This is a genomic window from Pseudoalteromonas sp. T1lg23B, assembly GCF_002964665.1.
Lineage (GTDB): Bacteria > Pseudomonadota > Gammaproteobacteria > Enterobacterales > Alteromonadaceae > Pseudoalteromonas.
In genome coordinates, this window is record NZ_PQBZ01000030.1 from 369,757 (window position 1) to 396,356 (window position 26,600).

26 protein-coding genes and 1 pseudogene are annotated in these 26,600 nt (G+C 43.5%); 10 read left to right on the forward strand and 17 right to left on the reverse strand.

Annotated features, from left to right (window positions below; all coding sequences use genetic code 11):
• The first annotated feature begins 8 nt into the window (after positions 1-8).
• The 4 genes from C2M32_RS08335 (at position 9) to C2M32_RS08350 (ending at position 5,099) form a co-directional block, all read left to right on the forward strand.
• Positions 9-1,739, forward strand: coding sequence for an alanine/glycine:cation symporter family protein (locus tag C2M32_RS08335; RefSeq protein ID WP_105167983.1), 1,731 nt, complete (start codon positions 9-11; stop codon positions 1,737-1,739).
• Between the two features lie 78 nt (positions 1,740-1,817).
• Positions 1,818-2,144: a hypothetical protein gene (locus C2M32_RS08340; protein ID WP_105168037.1), complete on the forward strand. Its 327-nt coding sequence runs from the start codon at positions 1,818-1,820 to the stop codon at positions 2,142-2,144.
• 2 nt (positions 2,145-2,146) lie between these two features.
• Complete coding sequence (locus tag C2M32_RS08345; RefSeq protein ID WP_105167984.1) at positions 2,147-2,428, forward strand: YeaC family protein; 282 nt, start codon at positions 2,147-2,149, stop codon at positions 2,426-2,428.
• Entirely contained in the window at positions 2,418-5,099 is a 2,682-nt protein-coding gene (locus C2M32_RS08350) for a DUF349 domain-containing protein (RefSeq protein WP_105167985.1), read from the forward strand. Before C2M32_RS08345 ends, C2M32_RS08350 begins: the two co-directional genes overlap by 11 nt.
• Before the next feature lie 66 nt (positions 5,100-5,165).
• On the opposite strand, the gene C2M32_RS08355 is transcribed toward C2M32_RS08350, so the two are convergent.
• Positions 5,166-7,532, reverse strand: a complete 2,367-nt coding sequence (locus C2M32_RS08355; protein ID WP_105167986.1) for a TonB-dependent receptor — start codon at positions 7,530-7,532, stop codon at positions 5,166-5,168.
• 274 nt (positions 7,533-7,806) lie between these two features.
• Complete coding sequence (locus C2M32_RS08360; protein WP_105167987.1) at positions 7,807-8,235, reverse strand: organic hydroperoxide resistance protein; 429 nt, start codon at positions 8,233-8,235, stop codon at positions 7,807-7,809.
• 110 nt (positions 8,236-8,345) lie between these two features.
• On the opposite strand from C2M32_RS08360, the gene C2M32_RS08365 reads away from it, so the two are divergent.
• Positions 8,346-8,774 (forward strand): MarR family winged helix-turn-helix transcriptional regulator, encoded by a 429-nt coding sequence (locus C2M32_RS08365; RefSeq protein WP_105167988.1) that lies wholly within the window; start codon positions 8,346-8,348, stop codon positions 8,772-8,774.
• Positions 8,775-8,966: 192 nt separating this feature from the next.
• Positions 8,967-10,025 carry a hypothetical protein gene (locus tag C2M32_RS08370; RefSeq protein WP_105167989.1) on the forward strand — a complete coding sequence of 353 codons (1,059 nt, stop codon included), beginning with the start codon at positions 8,967-8,969 and terminating at the stop codon, positions 10,023-10,025.
• Positions 10,026-10,051: 26 nt separating this feature from the next.
• Here the strand turns inward: C2M32_RS08370 and C2M32_RS20485 are convergent, their stop codons facing one another.
• Entirely contained in the window at positions 10,052-10,201 is a 150-nt protein-coding gene (locus C2M32_RS20485; RefSeq protein WP_158678171.1) for a hypothetical protein, read from the reverse strand.
• Between the two features lie 133 nt (positions 10,202-10,334).
• Here C2M32_RS20485 and C2M32_RS08375 point away from each other — a divergent pair, with 133 nt between their 5' ends.
• Complete coding sequence (locus C2M32_RS08375) at positions 10,335-11,399, forward strand: hypothetical protein (RefSeq protein WP_105167990.1); 1,065 nt, start codon at positions 10,335-10,337, stop codon at positions 11,397-11,399.
• A gap of 79 nt (positions 11,400-11,478) precedes the next feature.
• Here C2M32_RS08375 and C2M32_RS08380 read toward each other — a convergent pair whose 3' ends face one another.
• Positions 11,479-12,384, reverse strand: a complete 906-nt coding sequence (locus C2M32_RS08380) for a TIGR01777 family oxidoreductase (RefSeq protein WP_105167991.1) — start codon at positions 12,382-12,384, stop codon at positions 11,479-11,481.
• A gap of 131 nt (positions 12,385-12,515) precedes the next feature.
• Between C2M32_RS08380 and C2M32_RS08385 the strand changes: the two genes are divergently transcribed.
• Positions 12,516-13,538 (forward strand): AI-2E family transporter, encoded by a 1,023-nt coding sequence (locus C2M32_RS08385; RefSeq protein WP_105167992.1) that lies wholly within the window; start codon positions 12,516-12,518, stop codon positions 13,536-13,538.
• 5 nt (positions 13,539-13,543) lie between these two features.
• Here C2M32_RS08385 and C2M32_RS08390 read toward each other — a convergent pair whose 3' ends face one another.
• The 5 genes from C2M32_RS08390 to C2M32_RS08410 form a co-directional block, all read right to left on the reverse strand.
• Positions 13,544-13,954 (reverse strand): hypothetical protein, encoded by a 411-nt coding sequence (locus tag C2M32_RS08390; RefSeq protein WP_105167993.1) that lies wholly within the window; start codon positions 13,952-13,954, stop codon positions 13,544-13,546.
• Positions 13,941-15,281 carry an ATP-binding protein gene (locus tag C2M32_RS08395; protein WP_105167994.1) on the reverse strand — a complete coding sequence of 447 codons (1,341 nt, stop codon included), beginning with the start codon at positions 15,279-15,281 and terminating at the stop codon, positions 13,941-13,943. Before C2M32_RS08395 ends, C2M32_RS08390 begins: the two co-directional genes overlap by 14 nt.
• Entirely contained in the window at positions 15,275-15,949 is a 675-nt protein-coding gene (locus C2M32_RS08400; RefSeq protein ID WP_105167995.1) for a response regulator transcription factor, read from the reverse strand. The genes C2M32_RS08395 and C2M32_RS08400 overlap by 7 nt, the downstream gene beginning before the upstream one ends.
• A 2-nt stretch (positions 15,950-15,951) precedes the next feature.
• Positions 15,952-16,197: a PepSY domain-containing protein gene (locus tag C2M32_RS21100; protein WP_105167996.1), complete on the reverse strand. Its 246-nt coding sequence runs from the start codon at positions 16,195-16,197 to the stop codon at positions 15,952-15,954.
• A 78-nt stretch (positions 16,198-16,275) separates the two neighbouring features.
• Complete coding sequence (locus C2M32_RS08410) at positions 16,276-16,575, reverse strand: YciI family protein (protein WP_105167997.1); 300 nt, start codon at positions 16,573-16,575, stop codon at positions 16,276-16,278.
• Between the two features lie 172 nt (positions 16,576-16,747).
• On the opposite strand from C2M32_RS08410, the gene C2M32_RS08415 reads away from it, so the two are divergent.
• On the forward strand, positions 16,748-18,172 hold the full coding sequence (locus tag C2M32_RS08415; protein WP_105167998.1) for a sodium-dependent transporter: 1,425 nt from the start codon (positions 16,748-16,750) through the stop codon (positions 18,170-18,172).
• 81 nt (positions 18,173-18,253) lie between these two features.
• Here C2M32_RS08415 and C2M32_RS08420 read toward each other — a convergent pair whose 3' ends face one another.
• The gene (locus tag C2M32_RS08420) at positions 18,254-18,895 is read right to left on the reverse strand and encodes a CPBP family intramembrane glutamic endopeptidase (RefSeq protein ID WP_105168038.1); all 642 of its coding nucleotides are present in this window, start codon (positions 18,893-18,895) and stop codon (positions 18,254-18,256) included.
• Positions 18,896-18,991: 96 nt separating this feature from the next.
• On the reverse strand, positions 18,992-19,576 hold the full coding sequence (locus C2M32_RS08425) for an inner membrane-spanning protein YciB (protein ID WP_105167999.1): 585 nt from the start codon (positions 19,574-19,576) through the stop codon (positions 18,992-18,994).
• 156 nt (positions 19,577-19,732) lie between these two features.
• On the opposite strand from C2M32_RS08425, the gene C2M32_RS08430 reads away from it, so the two are divergent.
• On the forward strand, positions 19,733-20,005 hold the full coding sequence (locus C2M32_RS08430; RefSeq protein WP_105168000.1) for an HU family DNA-binding protein: 273 nt from the start codon (positions 19,733-19,735) through the stop codon (positions 20,003-20,005).
• Between the two features lie 7 nt (positions 20,006-20,012).
• On the opposite strand, the gene trpA is transcribed toward C2M32_RS08430, so the two are convergent.
• The 6 genes and pseudogenes from trpA to C2M32_RS08460 form a co-directional block, all read right to left on the reverse strand.
• Positions 20,013-20,819: a tryptophan synthase subunit alpha gene (gene trpA / locus C2M32_RS08435; RefSeq protein WP_105168001.1), complete on the reverse strand. Its 807-nt coding sequence runs from the start codon at positions 20,817-20,819 to the stop codon at positions 20,013-20,015.
• The gene (gene trpB, locus C2M32_RS08440; RefSeq protein ID WP_105168039.1) at positions 20,819-22,003 is read right to left on the reverse strand and encodes a tryptophan synthase subunit beta; all 1,185 of its coding nucleotides are present in this window, start codon (positions 22,001-22,003) and stop codon (positions 20,819-20,821) included. Before trpB ends, trpA begins: the two co-directional genes overlap by 1 nt.
• A 7-nt stretch (positions 22,004-22,010) precedes the next feature.
• Positions 22,011-23,377: pseudogene (gene trpCF, locus C2M32_RS08445) on the reverse strand (bifunctional indole-3-glycerol-phosphate synthase TrpC/phosphoribosylanthranilate isomerase TrpF).
• Positions 23,370-24,377, reverse strand: coding sequence for an anthranilate phosphoribosyltransferase (trpD, locus tag C2M32_RS08450; protein ID WP_105168003.1), 1,008 nt, complete (start codon positions 24,375-24,377; stop codon positions 23,370-23,372). The pseudogene trpCF and the gene trpD overlap by 8 nt, the downstream one beginning before the upstream one ends.
• An 8-nt stretch (positions 24,378-24,385) precedes the next feature.
• Positions 24,386-24,976 carry an aminodeoxychorismate/anthranilate synthase component II gene (locus C2M32_RS08455; RefSeq protein ID WP_105168004.1) on the reverse strand — a complete coding sequence of 197 codons (591 nt, stop codon included), beginning with the start codon at positions 24,974-24,976 and terminating at the stop codon, positions 24,386-24,388.
• On the reverse strand, positions 24,966-26,546 hold the full coding sequence (locus C2M32_RS08460) for an anthranilate synthase component 1 (protein ID WP_105168005.1): 1,581 nt from the start codon (positions 26,544-26,546) through the stop codon (positions 24,966-24,968). Before C2M32_RS08460 ends, C2M32_RS08455 begins: the two co-directional genes overlap by 11 nt.
• Positions 26,547-26,600: the final 54 nt, after the last annotated feature.

The following is a 26,600-nucleotide window of genomic DNA, read 5'->3' on the forward strand; positions in this document are numbered from 1 at the left end:
GATGAGTCGTGGATGCATTTGGACAGTTTCTAGATTTTCTAGATAGCATTTTAGGGGGATCAGTTTGGTTCCCATATGTACTTTTAGGGGTAGGTTTATTCTTTACAATTTACCTCAAGTTCCCACAAGTTCGTTACTTTAAACATGCCTGTAAAGTGGTGACAGGTAAGTTTGATAAAAAAGGGCATGAAGGGGATACCACTCACTTTCAGGCACTTGCAACGGCTTTGTCGGGTACTGTGGGTACGGGTAACATAGGTGGTGTGGCGTTGGCTATCTCTATTGGTGGCCCAGCCGCGTTGTTTTGGATGTGGATGACTGCATTCTTCGGTATGACAACCAAGTTTGTAGAGGTAACTTTATCTCATAAATATCGTGTTAAAACCGATGATGGCACCATGGCTGGTGGTCCAATGTACTACATGGACCGTCGCTTAAACATGAAATGGTTAGCGATATTATTTGCCATCGCAACCGTGATCAGTTCGTTTGGTACAGGAAGCTTGCCGCAGATCAACAACATCGCGCAAGGTATGGAAGCAACATTTGGTATTGAACCTTGGCATACAGGTGGCGTACTGTCAGTATTGTTAGCACTGGTTATACTGGGTGGGATCAAACGTATCGCAGCTATCACGTCACGTATAGTGCCTATTATGGCGGCTATTTATATCGTCGGCGCATTAGCGGTTATTTTATATAACATTGAAAACATTGCTCCGTCATTTGCTGCGGTGTTCACAAATGCATTCTCTGGCTCAGCAGCAGCGGGAGGCTTCTTAGGTGCTTCATTTGCTTACGCCTTTAACCGAGGTGTAAACCGAGGTTTATTCTCAAATGAAGCGGGCCAAGGTTCAGCACCCATCGCACACGCATCAGCCAAGGCTGATGAACCGGTTTCAGAAGGGATGGTATCTATTTTAGAGCCGTTCATTGATACCATTATCATTTGTACGCTAACGGGTTTAGTGATTTTGTCTTCAGGCGTGTGGTCTGAAAAATTTGATACCCAGTTCGAGCGTTCGTCGATGACCATATTACAAGGTCAGTACAGTGAAGATAATGAACAGCAACGTCAGGAACTGTATCAATATCTTAATGGTGGTAAAAACCATTCAGTACAGCCGTATACTGGTAATATTGAAGTGGTGCAGGGCAAGGCGACAAGTGATGACTTTACTATTATTCACTCGCGCTCAATTGGTGAAAGCATTCGTTTTGGTATAACAGAGCGCCATGTTTACACCGGTACAGTAGAAGTGAACGATGGTAAATTGGTTGATGACAGTATCAGCATTCGTGGTAAATCGTTGGTGCACTCGGCTGAACTGACAACCAAAGCGTTCACCCGTGGTTTCTTTGGCGACAATGGCCAGTATATCGTATCAATCGGCTTACTGATGTTTGCATTTTCAACGGCGATTGCTTGGTCATATTACGGTGACAGAGCCATGATTTATTTACTAGGTAGTCGCTCGGTGATGCCGTATCGTGTATTTTATGTGGCAGGCTTTTTCTGGGCGTCATTTGCTGATACTACCTTGGTATGGAAATTAGCAGCGGTGGCTATCGTGGTTATGACCTTGCCAAACTTGTTTGGTATTTTCTTGCTGCGCAAAGAAATGAAAGACTCGGTTGATGATTATTGGCAGAAATTTAATCGTGAACACAAAGAAGCAGCATCTAGTGACCAAAAAAGTGACGATAAAAGCAACATGCGTGTAAACGAGTCGAATTGAGCAAAGACATTCGATTAGAAAACAAGTAAAATGGCGCCCACGATGGGCGCTTTTTTTGTAGCATTTGGAGAGTTATTTATGGCGATTGTACAATGTCCTGGTTGCAGCAAATCCATTTCAAATAAAAGTAAGGTATGCCCGCATTGCCAAATACAATTGGGCGAGCTGACCGATGAGCAGATTGAACGACTTGCGATAAAAAAACGTATTAATAAACAACAGAAGTTTATGAATCATTCGTTTTTGGCACTGATTTTATTCCTTGGTGGCTTCTTGTACATGTACTGGCGTCAACCTGAGCCTGATTCATTACAAATGATGGCCGCGCAAGGGGCTATTGCGATTGGCTGCGTGTGGTACTTGGTTAACCGAGTTGTGTTGATTTGTTTGAAAAAGAAAAAGTAGCGATGAATATTGACAGTATAGTAAAAAGCTTAACGCCCGAGGTGTACGAACGTCTCCAATATGGTGCATCAACTGGTAAGTGGCCAGATGGCACGCCGTTGAGTGAAGCGCAAAGAGCTCAAACAGTGCAGTTAGTAATGCTATATCAGGCTAAAGTAGCTAAAAGTAACGAACAATTTACTATTAATGAGCGTGGCGAAATGGTTCAAAAATCAAAACGTGAGTTACAACAAGAATTTAAAACCCAAAATGAAATAGCTAGGTTCAGTGAACATGATCTTTAAACACCTTTTTACGCCTAAATGGAAGCACCCAAAAGCTGCGGTACGTTTGGCGGCAGTTGATAAATTAGATACAGGGAAAGACGCAGAGGTTTTACAAACCTTAGCCTTGCAAGACAGCTCAACAGAGATCCGCAAAAAAGCACTGCACAAGGTTAATGATCTGGTGTTGTGGTGGCAAGCGTACAAGCAGGACCAGAACTTAAAAGAGTTGGCTGAGCAGCAGATTTCTAGCGCAGTGCTGAACCGAAGTGGCGAGCTTAGTGATGACATTCGCAGCGAGTATATCGACAAGTATGCGCCAACCAAGCTGTTAGAAAAATTGGCTTTTTCAGAAGAAGAAATACAATTTCGCGTCAAGCTACTGAAACGCTTAGCAAACGCGAAGCTTATCGAACGTGCCTTCAAAGAGGGAAGTGAAGCTCTACAAGTAGCGTTACTACCTTTGACAGAGCAGTATCAATTAGATAAAACCGTTTTAAAGAGTGCGCAGGGCGAAGCTAAAGAAGCCATAGAGCAACGTATCGAGCAGCAAAGACTTGCTAAAGAAATGCCGCAACAGGTTGAGCAGCAAACCAGAATGGTGTTGGCCAAGTTGAACGCGTTACGCGACAAGTTTGATTATCAGCAAATTGATGAGCAAGCAAAAGCACTGCTAAATGAGTGGCAAGAGATTGAGCTCAAATGGCTAGATGAAGAGGCTATCAAATCAGTTGATCAGAAGTTTACTAGCATCAGTAAGAAGCTTGAGCTGCATATTGAAAAGCAAAAAGCGGAATTTGAAGCACAGCAAGCAGAGCTGTTAGCAGAACAAACCAAAGCCAATGAGATCAGCACAAGCACCGCTGCGATTGATACGTTCGAGCAACAGCTTGCTAAAGCGATTAATGAGTTAGATGAGCAGCAAGGCCAAGCATTAAACGAGCAATTGAAGCAAATTAGCAATATGCTTGCTCAGAGCCAGTTTGCCGATTGTCAGCAATTAGTTGTCCAGCGCAAGCGAGTGGAAAACTTTGCTCAGCAATTGACTCAGATCCCTGAACTAATTACCGCAAGCAAGCAAATACAAGCCGCCTTGTCGACGTTGGAGGCCATTAAGCCTACTGATGACAAACAAAAGTTGGATGAAACTCTTGCTGCACAAAAAGCAGCGTATGGTGAGTGTAAAACCATTTTACGCCAACTTCCTGAGGGCTTGCAAAGCCAAGCGTCAGCGCAACTACAGGCTTTAAGCAAGCAGTTCAAGCAAGGCATTGCGCCGTTGCTTGATGAGCAACAAAATCAGTTAAAACAAGCCAAACGCAAAGGTAAAGACGTACAGCGTTTGATTGAACAAGGGCGTTTTAATGTGGCCTTTGGGGTATTTAATGGCTTTTTAGAGCATTATCAGCAGTTGACTGCCCATAATCAACAGAGTATCGAAAAGCTATACACTAGCTTAAATGAGGCTTTGCAAGAGGTCCGCGATTGGCAAAAGTATGCAGCAACACCCAAGCGCGCTGAATTACTGACCCAACTTGACGAGATGCTGACGCAAGCAGAAGTTGACCCGAAAAAGCGAGCAGAAGAAGTTAAATTGTTGCGCATTCGTTGGAATGAACTGGGTCGTGTAGATACAGAAGAAGAGAAAGCACAAGCGCAGCAGTTTGATGAAAAGATTGAACAGTTGTTTGCGCCATGTCGTGAGTTCTTTGCACAGCAAGAGCAACAGCGAGAAGAGGCCAAGCAAGCGCGTGTGCAGATCATTGAGCAAATGAAAGCACTTGAGGAACAATCCACTGACGCTGAAGATTTTGACTGGCGCCAATTTGAAAGCCAATTCAATCGTTTAGCGAAACAATGGCGTACCGCAGGTAGCGTAGATGGTTCGGTATATAAAGCACTTAACGGCGAATATCGCACTGTCTACAGCTCAGTGAATGAACGTTTGAAGTCTTATCATCAAGCAAACGCGGCGCTTAAGCAAAAACTGGTCGAACAGGCACAGCAGCAATTAGAATCTGAAGATCTGGCAGCGGCGTGTGACCAGTTAAAAGCGTTGCAAAAGCAATGGCAAAATATTGGCTTCGCAGGCTCTAAGCAGGAACACACGCTTTGGCAAACGTTTAGAGAGCATAATGATGCGGTTTTCGCCAAACGCAGCGAGCAATTTGAGTTACAAAAGCAACAGCAATCAGAGTATGAAGTTGAGCAGCAAGCACAGTTGGATGCTTATGCTTCTAAATTACATGAGTCTGAGTCCGTTGAGCAACTAACTCAGTTGGCGGCAGAAGTCGCAGCTCTGGACTTAGTACCGAGTTTGCGAAAATTAAAAGCGGCGTTGTTAGACAAAATCGCCCAGCTACAACAGCAATTGCAAGCCAAACAAGACAAGCAAAAATATGTTGACCTTATCAGCGCAATCGAGGCTGGTGAACCGCTACCTGCCACTTGGCTGCAAACCAAAGGCACTACGCAGTTAACTCCTGCGCAGCTTATGCTTCGCTTGGAAATTTTGGTGGACATTGACTCTCCACAAGAAATGAAAGCACAGCGTATGGTCGAACAAGTTGCAATGCTAGATGCCAAGCTGCAAGGCGAAGAAATCAGTTTTGACGCTTGTTTAGCGCACTACCTGAGTGTGGCGCAAGCTGAGCTTGATAGTGATAGGCTACTTAGTGTATTGAAAAAATAAATACAAACGAATATAAAAAATCCGATGCTAGCATCGGATTTTTTTATGTCTATAACCGTGCTTTGCTTAGAAGAAAATATAATCTAAACGCACTGCCAATGTTCTGCCTTGCAAGAACTCAATGTATTTTTGTGCTGTCGTACTGTCAGTTCGACTGCGATCACTTTGATACTTAATTGCTTCTTTATTGAAAACATTATTGAGGTGTAAACTGAGTTTGACGTTGTCATTTACTTCATATCGAGCAGACAAGTTGAACACTTGGTATGCAGGTACATTGTCGCCATCTTTTGTATTGAAGTGAGTTTTGTACTTGCCATAAGCACTTACATCTGCGCGAATAAACGCTGGACGACCCCTAAATTCGAACTCTTGATCTAGAGCGATATAGGCGTTGTACTTAGGAACCAGTGCCATTTCATCACCTTTACTTCCACCGATTGAAGCATTGTCTTCAGTGAGCTCTGACTTAGTGTAAGACGCGTTGACGATAAGTGACAGGTCATCAGTCAAACTTGCTGTAGATTCAAATTCAAGACCACGTGACTGAGCAGCACCTGCATTGGCTGTGTAACTAAAGCCACATGTGTCCATATAGATGTCGGTTTTGATATCTGTCCAATCAATATGATATACCGCAGAGCTGAAGCTGAAGCGGCCATCAAATAAAGAAGCTTTGACACCTAACTCATAGTTATCAATCGCATCAGAAGTGTATCTATCTTTACGGTTACCGGCTTTAGGGTCATTAACACAAGCTTGTGCCAATGGGCCATTGTTACCACCAGGGCGATAACCTTCTGAGTAGAGGGCATAAACTGAGTAATGCTTTTCAGGGCGCCAAGATGCACTTAACTTGTAACGGTTACCATCTTCTTGGCCTGCAGTCAGTGTTACGTTTTCTGACCATACACCTTCTGTTTCAGTGTGGCTGTAGTCTTCAAGGTCGAAACGACGCACACCGGCGTTAATTTCAAACTCACCCAAGTCTTGGGTTTGGAAGGTGTAGCTCACATCAGCAAACAGGGCTTGTTCTTCTTCCCATGCGCTGTAACGTCTTAGGTTCCAGATTTTTGCCGGGTCGCCAAATTTATCGATACCCATTTGGCGAGCATCTACATCCCACCAGTACTGGGCTGCAGCTGCAACTTTATCGCCAAGCTCTAGGTATTGCCATTGGTAGTCAGGGGTATTGGGTTCTTCAGTTTTATCGTAGAAGAAGCCAACCGTCCAGCTCAGTGGGCTATTAGCGTCGAGGTTTTGCAATCTAACTTCATGGGTTGTGCGCTCATATTCGTCATGATTAATGATCCATGTTTTAAACATATCTGAGGCATCAAGACGTGACCAATCATCTAGGGAATGGGTCTCATAATCACGATAAGAACCGGTGTAACTCAGCGAGGCAACATCCGCGATGTTATCGACATTGATGGCGATAGAGAACAGGTCTGTTTGCTCTTCTTCCCAATAATCAAAGGTGTTATAAACAGAGTATTTATCAATTGCACCAGTGATAAACTCGCTGCCTTGTACACAACGCACACGTCCCCAATCAGGATTACACTCGTTCCATGTATGAGAGACTGTATAGCCGTACTTGGCATCGGGGTCATCTTTATAATCTAAGCTAAAATATCCACCAGGCTTTGAGGTATCACCGAGCGTGGTGCCTTGAGGATTACGTTCGTCTCTTACATAGGCAAAATTGATGGTGGTGCCTTCCATAGGTTGCCATAGTAGTTGAGTACGCAAGAAGCTGGTTTTACTTTCTCTTTGTACACCTGTGGCCTTATTGACCATAGGACCCATATTGTTGGTGATATTGCCGTTTACACGCATGGCTAGGGTGTTATCAACTAAAGGAATGTTGATACCCAAGGACATGCTGCTGTCGTAGCCATCAACGTCTTTTTCAGCAGAGCCTTGCATGGTGCCAAATAGTTCGAATTCATCAAGGCGAGGCTTGTTGGTGATCACACGAACCGTACCACCAATGGCATTAGAGCCATAGAGCGTCCCTTGCGGGCCACGTAAAATTTCAACTCGTTCTATATCTGCTAAGTTGGTAAATTCGTACGGAATATCATCAGTAAAAATAGCGGTTGTGTCTGGTGTGGTGTCATTACCACCGCTTAGGCCTCGAAGAATCAACTCGCCTCGCGGTGCTGCAGCCCCCGCCAATGTGCGGTAGATATCGCTGGCATCTAAATAGTTGCGGTTGCTCATTTCTGCGGCTGACACAGCTGAGACACTCATTGGAATTTCGAGTATTGACTCAACCTTTTTACGAGATGTCACCGTGATGACTTCGAGTGATTGTTGATTTTCATCCGCGCCTGCATCCGCAGCGGCAACAGTGGGTAACATGAACAGAGAGCTGAAAATCGCTGTACTGATCAAGCTTCTTTTAAGTAACTTATTATTATTCATACATTTTCCTTGTGAACAATATGGTAATTATTGCGGGGATCAGATTACGGTAGTTTCCTTAATCAAACAATAATCTTTTGTTATATTTTTAGTTACATATGGTGGGAAAATGCATATTAATTATAGAGTTACGATCGTTAAAAGGAGCTTAGTGACCAGAGTTCTTATATAAGTCGTTGATATTTTATGGTTTTATTTTCTTGCAAGCTGGGGTGCCTGAAAAATACAAGCACCCGCTGAAGGTAGAGCATAAATTCGGTTTATAACCTGTCAGTTAGTTAACCGTTAGCTCTACAGCAATGTTGCCTCGAGTTGCATTCGAATATGGACATACCTGATGTGCTTTTTCAACCAGCTGCTGAGCTTCTTCTTTTGGCATTGAGGGGATAGTGACAGCGAGCTTCACGGCAATACCAAAACCACCCTCTATCGCACCAATATCCACTTGCGAGTCAATTTTTGTATCCGCTGGCAGTGATTTTTTGCTTTGCCCTGCAACAAATTTAAGCGCACCAATAAAACACGCCGCGTAACCTGCCGCGAATAATTGCTCAGGGTTGGTACCTGGGCCGTCATCACCGCCTAATCCTTTGGGTGTTGAAAGTTTCACGTCTAGGCGTGAGTCGTTAGATTTTGCTGTACCTTCACGGCCACCAGTAGCTGTGGCATGTGCGCTGTATGCAACAGATTGTAATGTATTCATAGTGTGCTCCTTGTGTATTTCAAAATTAGTTTGCATGCAAAGTATATGTGTAAAAATCAAATTTGCAAATACTTTGTGTACAAAATAAAATATCTCAAGAGGTAAATGCCATGAATGACAGCCAACTTAAACTAGAAAACCAGCTATGCCATCGCCTTTATATGGCGGCCAATGGTATCGTAAGAAGTTATCGGCCCTTGCTTGAGGCCATTGATTTAACTTATCCACAATATGTGGTGATGATGGCCATGTGGGAACACGACAAGCTCACCATCGCGAGTCTCCTAGAGAAAACAGCCATCGATGGTGGGGCAATGACATTGATCTTGAAGAAGATGCTTGGCAAGTCTTTGTTGGACATCGTCAGAGATGAGCATGATAAACGTAAAAAGTGGGTGACATTAACCCAGCAAGGGCGGCAACTTAAATCTCAAGCCCTGCAAATTCCAGAGCAAATTCGTTGTGGCTTTCCAAATGTCAGCACAGAGGATCTGCAACAGCTGACTCAGCTCTTGGATAAGGTGTTGGTTGACTTGTAAAACACCTTAAGAGGGTTTTGGATAGAATTACCTGAGATTCATGGCATACGTATACACACAGGTGGTGTTCTAATTTTTATTTGAATACAACGCATAAGTTTTACATACTGAATATCAATTAATGGTAAGAGGTCAGAGGTGAAGAAGCGTCATCTTTCTTCTTAATGGCCTTAATAATGGAGTGCGTTGTGTATGAAGAAGACTTATCTAATCGTTGCAGGACTGCTTAGTGTACTGCTGGTATGGTTTTTGTCTGATGAACAATCAGGCACAGAAACCAAACCTTTAGTTAAGCCCCAAAAAGCGGTGAACATGCCCATGGTTGGGCAATTTCCTAGTGCTGCAACACAACCAAAGGCGCAGGTATCAGTTAAGCCAGAAGTAACACAAACTGCCCGTCAGCTGAGCGAAGCGGCACAGCAGGTAGCGATTCAATACGAGCAGGCGCTTAAATACCCCCCATATTCTCAGCCGTTAACCGAGTATGATGAAGATAGGCTCAATCCGAATTATTTTTACCCTGTGACTAGCTTAGTCGAAGGCAGTGATAAGCCCCTAAGTGTTAAGTTGTCTAAGTATCGTTACGTGTATCCAGAAGACATTGTGGTTGAGGTAACAGGCCCGGATTTGAAAGAGGTAGAGCTTAAATTGCTTGATATCGATACGCAGCAGGAGTATGCCTCGACAACCCTACAAAATGGCCCTTTTACAGGTCGTTTCAAAGGAGAAAAGCAATTTCCTCGCGCTCTGCAATTGGTTGCTAACGCCAAATTAGCAGATAAAAAAGTGCCCGTAGTGGCGCAGTTTCAATATATGCAGCCTAGCGCCAAAATCGTCGATGTATCTGATGTTTACCCACAAAATGACAATATGTTCATTGTGCTTACTTTAGATGTCAGCAATCCTGGCACATATCGGGTAAGAGCTAACTTATTCACAGCTGATGGACAGCCATTGGCGCATCTAGTGAGTAAAGAGAAGTTATCAAAAGGCACACAAAGCATGACGCTAAAGGCACATTGGTCAGTACTTAGAGCAAATATGTCAAATATGCAGCTGTCTGGTTTTGTCGTGGAGCGTATGTCACCCAGTCCTTCGGAGCCCGCTAGTTACGGCAGTAGTGACATTAAAACTTTTGAAATCAAAGATTTTGCATTCGATAGCTTACAACAGCTTCCTTATCAAGCGTCTTCTCAAGAACAACAAAGTCTAGAGTTTTTACGTCACCTTGCGAGTGAAGGACAATTGTAGCAGTCACAGGCTTATCTAATTGCCGATTAAAAACCGATAAAAAGCGTATTAATCCTCCTAAAACCGCCATTTAAGGTGGTTTTAGGCATTTTTTCTGCAAAATTCACTGTCTCATAATCTACATACTCAGTTGATTTCTTTGCTATTAATTTATCAATACCGTCTTTATCGTTCATTTAAATATCACTTTTGTAAATTTAATGTTGAAATTTGAGTTTTTGTTAAACATACTGGAATGACTCAGTGATACGAGGTCTGATGTCTGAGTTCATAAACCATAAAAAATAAAATAAATACTCAGGAGTTTACATGAACAACAAATGCAGCAAGTTGAGCATAAAGGCTTTCGCCGCTTTTATGTTGTGTGTACTGAGCAGTTTTGCAGCACACAGTAACGAATATAAAACTATCTTGATCCACGGTTTTCAACCGGGTCAACTCCTAAACCCCAATGGTACGAATGTAGTCAGTGATGGCCAGTCATATTGGACATCGTTCTGGGGCAATAAAGCGGATGAGCGCATAGATTGGCCATCGTATGAGCGGTTAGAAGGAAAAATTGCTACTGATTGGTTGTGGCCCAAACTAAAGCAGTTTTCGCAATCAAACCTTTGTGAACCGGGATGTGTCTTGTTGACGCACTCAACAGGTGATTTAGTGGCGCGCTACATTATTGATAATCAGGCAAATTGGCTTGAAAATGCAGGTTTACAGCCACTGAATATCGTCGCTACATTTGATATTGCAGGTGCGGGTGGAGGAAGTGAGTTAGCTGATACTGCGGTGAGTGCTTTAATGGGTGGACATTTTTGGGATCCACTTGTAGAGCAAGCAATTAAATTGTGGTTAGGTAGCACAACAGTGAATGCGCTGGGTATTTTGCACGATTTAAAAGTAAATAATGCGCGTAAAATTGCTCCTCAGCCGTCAAGCCGTGCGCCGCGTTTGCGTTTTGTTGCCAACTCAAGTGATTACTATGGTGTGACGAGTCCATTTCTAAAAGGTAGTGATGATGGCGTGGTAGCTTCTCACTCTGCATGTGGTGCCAGCAAAGCGGCTAAATTTGGTAGCTGCTCACAACAAATCGCGATGGATGGCCAGTTGACAGCGCAAGATGACGCAGTGAGTGGCTTTATGCCCTACCATTATCCGTTGATCATGGCGGATGGATACACTCATGGCACTATTCGAGAGGCTGGACACCATGGCAAGGTGACCATTGCACAAAACAACATTGGTGTAGCTGGTAACAATATTGGTTTTCAAACCTATGATAAGAGCACCGGTTTTTGGGTCTTTAAAAAGCATTATCGCTACGTGAAAGATTCAGAGACGCTAGGTGTGTCGCAGCTCATCAATAACGTACTTCCATAGTATCCCCGACCATAAAAACGACGGGCTAGCAAATGCTCGTCGTTTTTATTCGATATAGCAAGCAGCCTTCTAGACGGTACTATCTATCTCTGACCAATAAACTTGTGAATGCGTCGTTGATATCACTAAATCTAAAGTGATAACCGGATTTCAGCACTCGTTTAGGTACTACGGCCTGCCCGTAGATGAGTAGCTCAGCCATTTCACCAAACATCAGTCGCAAAGCTTTTTCGGGCATTTTAAATAGGGTAGGCCGGTGTAAAACCTGCCCCAGTGCTTTGGTAAATTCCAGATTGCTAACAGGTGAAGGCGCGGTGACATTAAAGATACCACTGAGCTCGCGGTGTTTAAGCAAATACAAGATGATGTGTACCATGTCATCAATGTGGATCCAAGACATCATTTGCTCTCCGCTGGCAAGTGGTCCGCCTAATCCAAACTTGAAAGCAGGCAGCATTTTCTTTAGTGCTCCGCCATGTTGGCTTAGTACAATGCCAGTGCGCAAAATACAGACTCTGGTTTGCTCGCTTTGGGCTTTCAAAGCAAGCTCCTCCCATTGCTTACAAAGTTGATGACTAAATTCTGGATGTGGGTTTTGGCAGGATTCATCAATGATTGCATCGTTAGCTTGTCGCCCATAAAACCCAACCGCACTACCAGAAATTAAAGTATGAGGAGGGGTGTCAGCTGCAGCTATTTTATTAACTAATTGTTCTGTGATATCTAATCTGCTTTCACAAATGGCGCGCTTTTGTTTTGCGCTCCAACGTTTATCTGCGATTGGCTCACCCGCAAGATTAATTACGGCGTCAATATTGTCAAAATCGATATGTCCTAAGGTATCTACACAGGTCACACGGCTTCTAAATTGCTGCTGAGCTTTGACTATATTTCGGGTTAGCACGCTGACTTGATGCTTATTGTATAAAAACCGACACAGCTGATCGCCGATTAAACCGGTTGCGCCAGTGATCAATATATTCATAAACGCGATGCTCTAAATCTTTATCTATATCATTAGTGTAGGTAATTTACGGTAAATACTGAATAAAGATCAGAACGTTTTATTTTATGCTCGTTTCCATTACACTTTGAAAAAAATACTAAGGAAGCCAAGTGTCTTCATTATCAGGAATAAATAAGAGTCTCGTTGTTTTAGCGTCATTGGTTATCGTGCTTGCGGGTATTAAATTAGCCAGCGATATTGTAGTGCCTTTTATACTCGCTGCTTTTATCGCCATTATTTGTAACCCATTATTGAAGTTTTTTGCGCGTTTTCATATTCCCAAAGGGCTCGCTATTATTCTTGTGATTGCTTTGGTGTTAGCTATCGGGACCAGCATAGCGGGGTTGGTCGGACAATCAGTAAATGACTTTTCTCAGCAGTTGCCAAGTTATCGAGAGCAACTACAAAGCAAATTTATCTGGTTGGTTGATACCGCGGCTAAACACAATATTTTGATAGACAAACAGCAAATTATCGCTTTATTCGATCCCGGAAAAATGATCGATATGGCCTCGTCAATGCTGACGGGGTTAGGTGGGGTAATGGCGAATGTGTTTTTGATTATTCTAACCGTGGTATTTATGTTGTTTGAAGCACCAATGATTGCCAACAAGGTCCACCTTGCACTAGATGACCCCGAAATGAAGTTAAAGCAAATAGATCGCTTTTTGGAGTCTATTAATTCTTATTTGGCAATAAAAACTCTCGTGTCGTTAGCAACAGGTATATGTGCGTCACTGATGTTGTGGTTATTGAATATAGACTATTTCATTTTGTGGGGGGTAGTTGCTTTTTTACTCAATTATATTCCCAATATTGGCTCTATTATTGCGGCAATACCGGCTGTTTTACTGGCTTTGATAACACAAGGACCACTTATTGCAGGTGTGGTTGCAGTAGGGTATGTCACGATAAATACTGTAATGGGTAATATTGTCGAACCTAAGTATATGGGACGGGGATTGGGGCTGTCAGCGCTCGTCGTGTTTCTATCTTTGATTTTCTGGGGCTGGTTACTCGGTACCGTTGGTATGCTACTTTCAGTCCCACTTACCATGGTGGTAAAAATCGCGTTAGAAAACAGCGAAGACGGACACTGGCTATCAACACTGCTTGGTAGCACGGAGCAGTGAGCACCTTAGTAAGGTACCTGTAAATCTTCAATGTGTCGACGTAGCATTCGGATGCTACATTTTTTGTGCACAATGGATGCCTTAATAGAATTTGGTAGGGTATATAGATAACGCCATTTACAGGTGTCTTCCATATATTGCTCTTGATAAACTACCGCTCTTTTGATGATGGGCATCAATTGTGTGTTGCCCGTTTGCTCTTGTATGATTTCTATGTCGTGCAGTAGTTTATTGATCCAACTTTGTTGGTATCTACGCAACATATCTAAGTTGCTGTCTAGGCACTGAATGTATACTTTAGAGTCAATAGGGTGGTAGCTCTCAAGCGTCGAGCAGTCAGTTAAGGAGACGTCTGTTGGGTTTGCATTGACAATTAGTGGAGATAGACACAATATCGCCGAGCTAATTTTTCTCATAATTGAATTCAATTAAAAACCTCGCACCTGAAAACTTAGAGCTTCCTATCTCCATCGTACCGTGGTAAGAATTAACTAAGTCAGATACAATCGCCATCCCGACTCCGTGGCCAGCTTCGTACGTATCTAAACGGCTACCCCTTTTTAGTAACTCAGAGCGTTGGTGCTCTGGTATACCGGGACCATCATCTTCTATTTCTAGTGCAAGGGTTTGGTTTTTATCAAAGCGCACACAAATCTCTACACGTGTCTTACATGCTTTACATGCGTTGTCGATAATATTGCCCAATATCTCCATTAAATCTGTTTTGTCACCCAAAAAGGCGATTTTTTCACCGCACTGCGAATTAAAAGTGATGTCTTTATCATGATAGACCTTTTTCATCGCATTTAAAATTGAGTCGAGTACTGGTTTTATCAGCGTTTGTTTTTTCCATGTGTCAGATGCACCAGTTGCCGCGCGTTTGAGCTGATGTTCTATCATGGCATTAATGCGGTCTAATTGTTCCTGAGCATCCTCATCATCCGCTAATTTACTGGACTTCAATACAGCCAGAGGCGTTTTTAGTGCATGCGCCAAATCACTGAGTGAGGCTCTGTAACGTTCTTTTTGTCGGCGTTGAGAATCTAGCAGTAGATTTAAGTCTGACTTGATGATTAATAATTCTTTTGGATAGATCCCTGTGATTTTTTCAATTTGACCTGCTTCAATAGCTTTTATTTCTTTGTCTAATCTTTGTAGTGGTCTTGCGTTCCAGATGAAACCAACGGCCATCAGAGCTGCGATAATCACGCCCATGACGAGCATCCAATTGATAAGGGTAGTTCTAAACCCCGACATCAGTTCGAGCAACGCTTTGTTATCTTTTAGCAAAATGAATCTGGCATGCTGAGAGTAATCAGCATTACCCAGAATGACCGTTAAGCTCAGTTGCCAATATTTTTGTTCACCATATTCAACGAGCTTAAATTCAGCCGCGCCAGCTTCAGAGTCATCAAATATTGGCGAGATGGAGAGATTAACTGCGGACTCAGAATACCAGACTAGGCTTTGTCCTTGGTAAATCAGAGCAAAGGTATCTGAGTTTATTCTATTCAATTCTGGTGCAAGAATGGTACGTGGCATTTCAATGCCATCTTCTAAGAACTCAACTTCCGAAATAAGAGAGTACAGATGGGCTTCGAGTGTTTTTTCTGTCGCATCGACCAAAGAAGCATGGTACGCACGACCAATGGAGAAAAAGAGTGCTGGTAGGGCGATTACAAGCACAAAGACAAGGATAAAACCTTGTCTTATTTTTAGGGAGATTTGTGCTGGTTTTACCACTGAGTTTTAAACCTGTATCCTCTACCGCGAAGAGTTTCAACTGGGTTGAGTACGCCGTCTGGGTCAAGTTTTTTGCGCAATCGCAACACAAACACTTCGATGACGTTAGAATCTAGATCGAAGTCTTGATCGTAAATGTGTTCGGTTAACTCTGATTTAGAGATCACTTTTTGCGGGTTAACCATCATGTACTCAAGTACTTTATATTCGTAAGCCGTTAAAGAAAGCTCTTGTTCATTTACCCATACTTGTTGTGAACGGGTGTGAATTTTAATGGGTCCGATACAAATTTCTGGATTAGCTTGTCCAGCACTTCTGCGGATCAACGCATTACAGCGTGCGATTAGCTCTTCAACATGAAAAGGTTTAGTTAAATAGTCATCAGCACCGGCATCAAGGCCTTCAACTTTATCTTGCCAGCGGTCACGAGCGGTTAAAATTAAAATTGGAATTTTAATACCCGCAGCTCTGGCACGTCTGATAATTTCTATACCGTCTATTTTTGGTAAGCCTAGATCGATCACTGCCATATCTAGCGGGTATTCAGTTAAGTGGAATAGACCCGACTCGCCGTCGTGACATAAATCTATACTATATTTTTCTTTTTCAAGCGCCGAACGGAGGTTTTCAGCCAACTGTATATCATCTTCGATTACTAAAATTCGCATTTTTAATCCTTCTTGACTGTCCCAGTTTTTTTATCAACACGGATATCTACTACACGGCCATCATTTTGTAAGATTCTGACTATGTAATCGTCACTTTGTTCAGTAATCTTTAGTGTTCTGCCTCGAAATTCCGCTAAGGCAAGCTCGACGGCTTGTTTCTTACTAATTGGCTCACTCTTTGGAGTTTGACCAAATACTTGCGTGCATGTAAGGCAGATAAAAAGCAGGGAACAAACTGACAATCGCATTCTACTAAGCTCCACGGGGTTTGGGTTGCTTAACAATTGACGCCCAGTCTACGCTAGGCGTAATTAACCAAAACTGAACTAGGGCAGTACTTTTTTGTATGGCTTTACAACACTATGTGCATATACGCCCGCAGCGATGTATGGATCTGCGTTGGCCCACGCTTGCGCATCCGCTAAAGAGGCAAATTCAGCAATCACCAATGAACCAGTAAAACCAGCTTGACCAGGTTCCTCACTGTCAATCGCAGGTAATGGGCCTGCTGCAAACAAGCGGTTTTGTTCTTTAAGCTCGGTTAGGCGAGCAAGGTGTGCCGGTCGAGTAGCGAGACGTTTTTCCAGAGAGTTTTCAACGTCTGTCGAGTAAATCATATACAGCATAACAGCGAATCTAAGGTGAATTAAATAAACGCTTATATTAGTCTGCTTTGCTCTGTAATGTAAATGCCTAGGGGTATTTGTCTGCTCCTTTGTCCTTTTACACTTGAAAACCGCACGTCAAGGCTGGTAGAGTCGCTCGGATATTCTAAAAAATAATAATAAGGTTTTCCGCATGAGTTCAAATCGTGAGCATTTTAGCTCTCGACTGGGTTTTATCTTAGCGGCCGCAGGATCAGCGGTTGGTATTGGTAACCTAGTCGGTTTTCCTGTGTCAGCGACAAAAAATGGCGGTGGCGCCTTTCTATTAGTTTATGCCTTGTTTGTTGCATTTATTTGTTTACCAGTGATGATGGCTGAAATGGCCATGGGCCGTAAGGCACAAAAAGACCCGTATGGTGCATATAAAGCACTCTCTGGTGGCGACAAGCGCTGGTCTATTGCTGGGGCATTATCTGTATTAACGCCCTTTATGATTGCGGTGTTCTACATGGTGATCACGGTATGGATTTTTGGCTATTTGGCGCAAACGGCGATGGGTAACCTTGATGCACTGGCGAACCCTAGCCATTTTGGACAATTTATTAATCAATCCAGTGTGTTTTGGTACATGCTATTGGTAGGTGTCATTGTTAATTTGATTCTCGTCGGTGGTGTAAGAGAAGGGATTGAAAAAGCCGCTAAGTTTTTGATGCCAACCCTGTTTGTCTTGTTGGTGGGACTAGTTGCCTATGTGTTGACGCTTGATAATGCCATGGCGGGTGTACGCTATTACATCGTGCCTGATTTCTCAAAAATGAACGCCAGCGTGCTTAACGGCGCGTTATCTCAAGCTTTCTTTTCGCTGTCTTTAGGTATGGGTATTTTGATGACTTATGCATCCTACATCTCCAAGAAAGATGATATTGTTGGAGGAGCGAAGATGGTGGCGATTACGGATTCATTGGTTGCGTTTATAGCAGGCCTGATGGTGTTACCTGCCATTTTCAGTTTTAACCCTGCAACCAATACGGATGAGTTATCAGAGTCATCCGTATCTATGATATTTGAGTTTCTACCAAAGATCTTATTAGCACTGCAAACGGATATTGGTTATGTGGGAGCGTCTATCGTTGCTTTTATATTCTTCTTATTGGTATTTTTTGCGGCAATAACCTCTTTGGTCTCCATTGTTGAAGTACCAACATCCGCATTGATGGAAGAAAAGTGCGTTAGTCGTAAGATGGCCTTGCTTATTTTGGCAGTATCAACAGGCCTGTTAACCGTGCTTTGTACTATGTCATTTGGAATGGTAGATGAGCTGACCAAGTTTGTAAGCTATGGTGGCGCTGATAAGAGTATGTTCGATCTAGTCTACGATGTATTCTATGATACGATTTTGCCACTCAATGGCCTCATGGTCTGCCTATTTGTGATTTATCGCTGGAAGAAGGCCAACCTATCTGCTGAGCTTGCGCAGGGCTGTGAAGGCTACACAGGTAGTTTTGTGGAAAAGTACGTTAACTTCTCATTGTCCACTTTCATACCGGTAATATTGTTGGTGATTTTTGCAAATACTGTCGCGACGAAGTTTTTTGCAGTTAGTTTGTTTGGATTCTAAACGTATTGGTTTTAAAACAGCCGGGGATGCCCCGGCTTTTTTGTATCTATACATTTATCAAAGTAATGAATGCTGTGACTGTTAAAAGGTGATCCCAGAGTCTAAATACTGACCCAATCCAAGAGTAAATATCCATAACCCCCATAAACTGTGCTCAAGAACGCATACCATCAGGGAGCGACTATGGGCATAAGTGTATGAAAACAGTAAACCTCCTGCGAATGATAAAGCGATAGCAATCCAGTTATCGTAGACGCTATGGGCCAGTGCAAACACAGCTGCACTGAGTATGATGCGTGAGCTTTTTTTTGGCAGAATGCGTTTGTAGCGATGGAAGAAGTAGCTCCTGAATATGAGCTCCTGTGGGAGCACCGACAATAAAGGGTAAGCAACCAGCAAGTACAACCATTGAGTGGTGGAATTAAGGGGGAAAGCAAACCAATTGTCTTGATTAAACAAACCATAGAGCATCGCTGAAAACAGTGCGCCACTGAGAAAAGTGGTAAATAGACGCCGTTTGATGGTCGAGAATTGCCCTAAACTGGTGAGCCTAAAGCGTTTGAAATGTGGGTCATTCAAAAGTAAAAAGCTGCATATTATCATCAAGATGATAAGCGCCGGAAACAACCAGTTGGCCAGATAATCACGAAATACGTATGCCAAAGTTGGCAAACAAAAGAAGATTAAGAACAGTTCACACCAGCGGTATTGACTTGCGTTCAAGGACATTCTCGCTTTGCTACGTTTTACAAAAACTATAGCAGCAAAAATGTCCTCAAAAGTTACATTAATTAGAAAATGTGGTTGTTATCGTCAGCGTTAACTGTTGTCTTCAGGCAAGTATTTATAAATACGCATCATCGTCAGTAATATAGCGACGAAAGTAATACCCATCAGTCCGAATACTTTAAAGTTAACCCAAGTATCAAGCGAAAAGTTGTAAGCCACATACAAATTGAGTGCCGAAATAAATGCCAGTAACAGCATCCACATCAGATTGAGTTGTTCATAAATAGATTGCGGGATCATAATGGGAGTGTCTGTATTGTTTCCAGATTCCTTTTCGCTAACCGATTTAAGTAAACCTATCAATGCCTTTTCTACCAGATTCTTTTTGAATACATACCGAGACACCAATAATGACAAAGCTAAAATTGCATAAATCACTGTGGCCTTCCACATGATGAATTGTTCGTCTTGAAATAGAATTGTCATGCCACCTAGCACCAAGGCAATGGCAAAAAATACCCAGTGTCGGGTCGCAATATGGCCACTTTGAAAGTAATGATAAGCTAACTGAATAACAGAAGTGACGATTAACACTCCCGTAGCCCAATAGATATCGACAAATTTATAAACGGCAAAAAATAAAATTAGAGGAAGATATTCAAGCAATGTAGCCATTTAAGGTTACCTTTTTATTTACAGTGTCTTGGTTTTACCAAGTTCCGAAGGGAAGTTCAAGATTGACATTTGTCAGCTAACTCCTTAGCCTCTGCGCTTTTTATGAATATGCAGCGATATTGTTGCATAATTAGACAATCCAGAAAGTGAGTAGTAATGAATAAATCTGAATTGATCACAGCGATGTCTGCAAATAGCGAGTTGAGCAAAAAGGATAGTCAAGCTGCACTAAACAGCCTTTTAACTATTATTCAAAAACGTCTGTCAGAAGGTGATCAAATGCCAATTTCTGGACTTGGCACGTTTGCCTTGAGTTATCATCCAGCAAAGGCGGGTCGCAATCCTCAAACGGGTGAGGCTATCACCATTGAGGGGGCGAATAAAGTTCAGTTTAAAGCAGCTAAGGCGCTGAAAGACGCCTTAGCTTAGGCAACCTTTAGCGTATAGTTGCAGCTTTCATCTGTGAGACAAAGGATTGTATTTCTTCGAGCAGTTGGTTGGGCTCATCAATATTTTTCTCAATTATCTTAACCACAGCGGAGCCAGAAATAGCGCCAGCTGCGCCAGAGTCAAGTGCGGCTTTTACATGCTCTGGTGTTGAAATACCAAAGCCCAGTAGGGTGGGTGCTGCATGATATTCAATAAGTTTTGTGATCATTGAATCAGCAGGCATTTGAGCGCTGGTTTCAGTGCCTGTTACACCCGAGCGAGAAAGCAGATAAGTATAGCCTCGTCCATAGCTTGCACACTCTCTGAGCGTATCATCATCGGCATTTGGGGTAGCAATAAAAATGGGTTCTATTCCCACGTTTTGTGCGGCTCTTCGAAACGGTTTTGACTCAATCAGCGGAACATCGGCTACTAAAATTGAATCCACACCGGCTTCTTTGGCTTGACGGTAAAATGCTTCAATACCTTTAGCAAAGATGAGATTTGAGTACAGTAGCAGTCCAATCGGAATATCGCTGTTGTATTGACGGACTTGCTTTATGATCTCAAAGCAATCTTCAGTATTGGTATTATCTGCCAAAGCACGAATATTGGCCGATTGGATAACGGGACCGTCAGCAATAGGATCAGAGAAAGGGATCCCCAACTCTAGCGCATCAGCACCACCATCAATAAGACGTTTAATGATTTCAACGCTGAGCGCTTTGTTAGGGTCGCCAATCGTGACGAATGGCACGAAAGCCCCTTGATTGTTCTCCGCTAGGGTACTAAACATTTGTGCATAGCGACTCATTACAGTTCTCCTCGCTCACTTAAAACTTGATGTACGTGGGCTAAATCTTTGTCGCCACGACCACTTAAATTAACCACGATGATTGTCTCTTGCGTCTGTTGTTCAGCATATTTCAACGCATATGCCAAAGCGTGACTTGATTCGAGCGCAGGAATAATCCCTTCATGTTTTGCCAATGATTGAAACGCTTCTAATGCCTCGGTGTCAGTGATGGCGACATACTCCGCACGGCCCGTCTCGTGTAAATAAGCATGTTGAGGACCAACGGCAGGATAATCTAGTCCAGCAGATACTGAGTGTGACTCTTCAATTTGACCATCACTATTTTGCATAATATAGGTATACGCGCCATGTAAGATCCCTTTGGTGCCTTTACACAAAGCCGCACCGTGCTCTGCTGTATCAAGCCCCTTGCCTGCAGGTTCGATACCGATCAGCTTAACATCATGTTCTTCAATAAAGTCACTAAACATACCAATCGCGTTTGAACCACCACCCACACAGGCCATTACCACATCCGGTAAGCGTCCTTCTGCTTCGAGTATTTGTTGCTTCGCCTCTTCACCAATCATTTTTTGGAACTCACGAACAACGGTCGGGAATGGGTGAGGCCCAGCGGCGGTACCGAGCAAGTAGTGCGCAGTTTTATAGTTGGCAGACCAATCGCGCATCGCTTCGTTTACCGCATCTTTGAGTGTACCAGAGCCCGCTGTAACTGGGATCACTTCGGCGCCCATTAAACGCATTCTAAACACGTTAGGTTGTTGACGCTCCACATCTTTTGCACCCATGTAAACTCGACATTTTAGTCCCAGTAAGGCACAAGCCAGAGCCGTGGCTACACCATGTTGGCCAGCGCCGGTCTCCGCGATAACTTCATTTTTACCCATGCGTTTTGTAAGCAGAGCCTGACCCAGTACCTGATTGGTTTTATGGGCACCACCGTGTAGTAGGTCTTCACGCTTTAGATAAAGCTTAACTTTGGGGTTATTCACTAAATTACGCGTCAAGGTTAATGGTGTAGGACGCCCTGCATATTCATTGAGCAACTGCTGAAATTCTCTCAAAAACTCAGGATCCTGCTGGGCTTTGTTAAATTCTTGCTCAAGCTGTTTGAGCGCTGGGACGAGTAACTCTGGGACAAACATGCCTCCAAAGTCACCAAAATAAGCTGCGTTGTTCATTTCCACCTCAATAATTCCTAATGTTTGAAAAAGCGTTGTTTAGTTTTTGCTGACATTTTTTACCTGGGCTTTGTTCCACCCCAGAGTTTAAATCGACCCCTTGCGCGCCCAACTTGGTTGCGGCAAGCACATTATCGGGGTTTATGCCTCCGGCAAGCATAAAGTTGTTGGCAACTTGAGAACTTAACAATTGCCAGTCAAATTGTAAGCCTGTACCACCGAAACCCTCTTGGGTTTTCGTGTCATACAAGTGTTTATCGACACCTTGTATTGGGCTGGGTAGCACATCCTGAACACCTTGTGCTTTCCATATTTGGCAGGTGATAGGCAATTGGCTGCGCAATGTGGCTATATAATTCTCGTCTTCTTGGCCGTGTAATTGTACTGCACTGAGTTTTAGAATCTGTACATATTCCACGACCTGTTCAATGTCGGCGTTTACGAACACGCCCACGTAATGAAGTGGCGCGCTATCGATCACTGCTTTGGCGCAATCTAAATCTACGTATCTTGGAGATTTTGGATAAAAGATAAGTCCACCGTAAAGAGCCCCTGCTTGATAGGCTGCTTGTGCATCCTGACAACGAGTCAAACCGCACACTTTGTTCTCTCCGAGGATCAATTTGCGACATGCAGCTTCTAAATTTTGCTCTGCCATTAAGGAGCTGCCAACCAAAAAGCCATCACACAGCGGCGCTAACCGTTTAACATCTTGATGGGTGTAAATGCCGGATTCAGAGATGACAACTTTGTCTTGTGGAATAAGCTTTCGTAGGTGCTCAGTAGTCGCCAAATCAGTGCTCAAGTCCCTCAGGTTACGGTTGTTGATACCGATAATTTTCGCTTCAAGCGCTAGTGCTCGCGCTACTTCCTGTTCGTTACTCACCTCAGTTAACACCGCCATGTTAAGTGATTCGGCTATTTTTGCTAAGGCCGTATACTGGGCGTCATCCAGTACAGATAACATGAGTAAAATGGCATCGCCACCATGCAGACGCGCGAGATAAACCTGATATTCATCGATAAAGAAATCTTTGCAGATCAGTGGTTGATCGACTCTTTGACGCACATAACTCAAATAATCAAAACTGCCTTGGAAGTACTTTTCATCAGTAAGCACGCTGATACAGCTGGCGTAACGTTTGTATACAGAAGTTATTTCATCAAGGTCAAAATGTGACCGGATCAGCCCTTTTGATGGCGAAGCTTTCTTGCACTCTAGAATAAATTGCGTGCCTGATTTTGCCAGTGCTGCGTAAAAGTCCCGCTGTGTTGGCTCCACCTTGTTTATAAAAGTATCCAATGGCAATGTGGCTTTTCTTTGTTGGAGTTCCACACGCTTATCGGCACAATTTTTTCCAGTACGTTAGCCATGATTACTTACCTCAACAATATGTGTGAGCTTTTCGTATGCGCTGCCAGATGCCAGTACTTCAAGTACATGTGCAGTGGCTTCTTTAAAGCTCGCGGCTTTTTGTTCCATCACCAAAAGTGCAGCCACATTAGCCGCAATTGCAGCGTTGTGGGCATCTTTGCCTTTGCCTTTTAAAATATTCAAACTGGCTTTGGCGTTATACTCTGGCGTATCACCCGCTATGTCTGCAAGCGAATAGTTTTCAAGGCCGAAGTCTTGTGCACTGAGGGTGTAGTGTGTCAACTCACCTTGATTAAGCTCGGTGACCTGAGTTTCGCCATGCAAAGCGATTTCATCTGTGCCTGCGCCGTGTACTACCATTGCGCGTTCAGTCCCCAATGTTTTTAGGGTCTCAGCCATTGGTGTACAAAGAGCTGGGTCGTAGACGCCAAGCAGTTGCGTTTGGGGGGCCGCAGGATTTGCCAAAGGACCAAGGATGTTGAAAATCGTGCGAGTTTTTAGCGCTGTTCGCACGGGCATCGCATGTTTAGTCCCTTGATGGTAATTGGGGGCGAACAAAAAAGTGAAACCAGTTTTGACAAGGCAATCACTGGCAACGTCGCTGCTCATATCTAGATTAATCCCTAATGTTTTCAGTAAATCAGCTGAGCCAGATTTACTAGAAACGCTACGGTTACCATGTTTTACCACATTGAGCCCACATGCGGCGGCAACAATCGCTGCTGTGGTGCTAACGTTGATGGTATTGGCGCCATCGCCTCCTGTGCCACAGCTATCTACACAACGTAATCCGTTGCTATTAAAGGGTTTCGCATTACTTCGCATTGCATTTGCCGCCCCAGCGATTTCTTGTGCGCTTTCGCCTTTAATTTTTAACGCGATCAATACAGCGGTTAGTTCAATCTCACTGAGTTGGCCGTGCATGATGCTATCAAACAGTGCACTACTTTGTACAAAATCCAGTGACTGCTGTGCAATTAACTTGTTGATGCTATCCATAGTAAATCCTACCGTGTTAAGTATGCGATGCTTTGCTGTAACAAGCGGGCACCATCCGGGGTTAAAATTGATTCAGGGTGAAACTGATAACCCAAAACCTTATCTTCACTGTGATATATCGCCATGGGAATATCTTGATACTTTGCGATAACTTCTAAGCAGTCGGGCACATAGGTCGCCATCAGTGAATGGTAACGTGCTACTGGAAATTGCGTACCAAGTCCCGCAAAGACGGGGTGGGGTAGCGCATCAATTATAGAGGCCTTACCATGTACGGTCTCTCCTGCATGTCCCACTTCACCGCCATAGCTCTGGGTCAAAGCCTGTTGGCCTAAACAAATACCCAACATAGGGAATTTGCCTTTGCACAGTGCGATAAGCTCCAATAAACAACCAGCTTGCGCTGGATTACCAGGACCTGGAGAGAGCACTAGAATAACGGGTTGTTGCTCTTGCAGCATTTTGTCAAATATACGCTGTGCACTGAGATGATTACGATATACCACAAGGTCCATACCAAGGAGTGTGAGCTCATCGACTAAGTTGTAACTAAACGAATCAAAATTATCTAAAAAGTAGACTTTCGCGTTAGTGTGCATTGGTCGCTCCCTGATAAGTTGATTGCACCGCTTTGATCACAGCTTGAGCTTTGGCACGTGTTTCATTGGCTTCCGCTTGTGGAATTGAGTCATACACAACTCCCGCACCGGCCTGAACATAGGCAACCCCATTTTTGACAAAGGCTGAGCGGATCACGATACATGAGTCCATCGCGCCATCACCTGTTAAATAGCCAACCGCACCGCCATAACTACCACGGCGCTTTTGCTCAACATCGCGAATAAGTTGTGCGGCCTTCACCTTCGGTGCTCCTACTAAAGTGCCCATATTCATACATGCTTGATAGGCGTGTAATGCATCCAAGTCAGGCTTCAGTTGACCTACTACGCGAGATACTAGGTGCATCACCTGCGAATAACGGTCAACCTTTAATAACTCTTTAGCATGGCGTGTGCCTGCGACACTGATCCGAGCAATGTCATTGCGAGCCAAATCGACCAGCATTAAGTGCTCTGCACGTTCTTTTTTATCGTTTCTAAGGTCTAGTTCAATGCGGCTGTCGAGATCAGGATTAATACGGCCATCGGCAAACTTACCGCGTGCTCGCGTGCCCGCAATTGGATATACCTCCACCTGATTACTATCAATACAATACTTCAGCGCAGATTCTGGAGATGCACCAAACAACACAAAATCTTGGTCATGCATGTAAAACATGTAAGGACTTGGATTCTGCTGCTTGAGTTGCTGATATGCCGCCAGTGGTTGCGCACATGGGAGTGAAAAGGTGCGTGAAGGAACCACCTGAAAAATATCACCATCAACAATGTTATGTTTGAGTCGAGACACCTGTTCACAAAATGTTTCGTCATCAATATTAACGTGAACATCCGCTTGGCCTTCATTTGGCGCGGCAAAGTACGGAGTTAACGCATCACAGCGCGCGTTTAGTTGTTCAAGTTGTTTACCGACTTCGAAGCAGTTTGCGTGAACATCTGGGCCATTAAACACATTACCAATTAGCTCAGTGGTTTGCGCTTGATGATCAATAAGCACCAAAGTTTCTGCCAGATAGAACACATAATCGGGGCAGGTATTTTCTCCATTTGGCACATCTTGAAGCTGTTCAAAATTAGCAACCATATCATAAGCAAACACCCCACCCAAAAACACCGACAGGGGCGTTTCAGAATTTCGCTTGATACTGTTAATACAGGTACGCAAGGCGCTGAATGCGTTGTCCGCTTTTAACTTACTAAATTCGTCTAGTTCCTCGTCTAGACTTTGATATGTTAATGTCAGCGTATCGTCATGTAAGGTCGTCTCACAGTTAGCGACTTGCGCTTGTAAGAAGCTCAGTAGTTGCTGACCGTTATTAGACAGTGCTCTAACAACAACTTGCTTGCCCATACATTCAATACGCAGCGCCGCATCCGCAAGAATAATGCTTTTTACATTATCTTTTGAATCTATTTCTGCCGATTCCAACAACAGTGAATTTTTCTTTCCCAGTGCCGCGTACAAAGACAGGGGGCTACTTATATAGTCCCGCCTTTGCCGTATACTGGTCACTTCACCTGGTGTGGTCGTTATGTGACTAAATATCAAACCTCATTCCCCTTTAAATAAAAAACCCCACTAGCTGTTTAGGCTTAGCGGGGT

Excerpts from the sequence above, each read along its gene's own strand:
- C2M32_RS08340 (WP_105168037.1), top strand. The coding sequence starts at position 1,818 with ATGGCGATTGTACAATGTCCTGGTTGCAGCAAATCCATTTCAAATAAA.
- C2M32_RS08345 (WP_105167984.1), top strand. The coding sequence starts at position 2,147 with ATGAATATTGACAGTATAGTAAAAAGCTTAACGCCCGAGGTGTACGAA.
- C2M32_RS08350 (WP_105167985.1), top strand. The coding sequence starts at position 2,418 with ATGATCTTTAAACACCTTTTTACGCCTAAATGGAAGCACCCAAAAGCT.
- C2M32_RS08355 (WP_105167986.1), bottom strand. The coding sequence starts at position 7,532 with ATGAATAATAATAAGTTACTTAAAAGAAGCTTGATCAGTACAGCGATT.
- C2M32_RS08360 (WP_105167987.1), bottom strand. The coding sequence starts at position 8,235 with ATGAATACATTACAATCTGTTGCATACAGCGCACATGCCACAGCTACT.
- C2M32_RS08365 (WP_105167988.1), top strand. The coding sequence starts at position 8,346 with ATGAATGACAGCCAACTTAAACTAGAAAACCAGCTATGCCATCGCCTT.
- C2M32_RS08370 (WP_105167989.1), top strand. The coding sequence starts at position 8,967 with ATGAAGAAGACTTATCTAATCGTTGCAGGACTGCTTAGTGTACTGCTG.
- C2M32_RS20485 (WP_158678171.1), bottom strand. The coding sequence starts at position 10,201 with ATGAACGATAAAGACGGTATTGATAAATTAATAGCAAAGAAATCAACT.
- C2M32_RS08375 (WP_105167990.1), top strand. The coding sequence starts at position 10,335 with ATGAACAACAAATGCAGCAAGTTGAGCATAAAGGCTTTCGCCGCTTTT.
- C2M32_RS08380 (WP_105167991.1), bottom strand. The coding sequence starts at position 12,384 with ATGAATATATTGATCACTGGCGCAACCGGTTTAATCGGCGATCAGCTG.
- C2M32_RS08390 (WP_105167993.1), bottom strand. The coding sequence starts at position 13,954 with ATGAGAAAAATTAGCTCGGCGATATTGTGTCTATCTCCACTAATTGTC.
- C2M32_RS08400 (WP_105167995.1), bottom strand. The coding sequence starts at position 15,949 with ATGCGAATTTTAGTAATCGAAGATGATATACAGTTGGCTGAAAACCTC.
- C2M32_RS21100 (WP_105167996.1), bottom strand. The coding sequence starts at position 16,197 with ATGCGATTGTCAGTTTGTTCCCTGCTTTTTATCTGCCTTACATGCACG.
- C2M32_RS08410 (WP_105167997.1), bottom strand. The coding sequence starts at position 16,575 with ATGCTGTATATGATTTACTCGACAGACGTTGAAAACTCTCTGGAAAAA.
- C2M32_RS08415 (WP_105167998.1), top strand. The coding sequence starts at position 16,748 with ATGAGTTCAAATCGTGAGCATTTTAGCTCTCGACTGGGTTTTATCTTA.
- C2M32_RS08425 (WP_105167999.1), bottom strand. The coding sequence starts at position 19,576 with ATGGCTACATTGCTTGAATATCTTCCTCTAATTTTATTTTTTGCCGTT.
- C2M32_RS08430 (WP_105168000.1), top strand. The coding sequence starts at position 19,733 with ATGAATAAATCTGAATTGATCACAGCGATGTCTGCAAATAGCGAGTTG.
- trpA (WP_105168001.1), bottom strand. The coding sequence starts at position 20,819 with ATGAGTCGCTATGCACAAATGTTTAGTACCCTAGCGGAGAACAATCAA.
- trpB (WP_105168039.1), bottom strand. The coding sequence starts at position 22,003 with ATGAACAACGCAGCTTATTTTGGTGACTTTGGAGGCATGTTTGTCCCA.
- trpD (WP_105168003.1), bottom strand. The coding sequence starts at position 24,377 with ATGGATAGCATCAACAAGTTAATTGCACAGCAGTCACTGGATTTTGTA.
- C2M32_RS08455 (WP_105168004.1), bottom strand. The coding sequence starts at position 24,976 with ATGCACACTAACGCGAAAGTCTACTTTTTAGATAATTTTGATTCGTTT.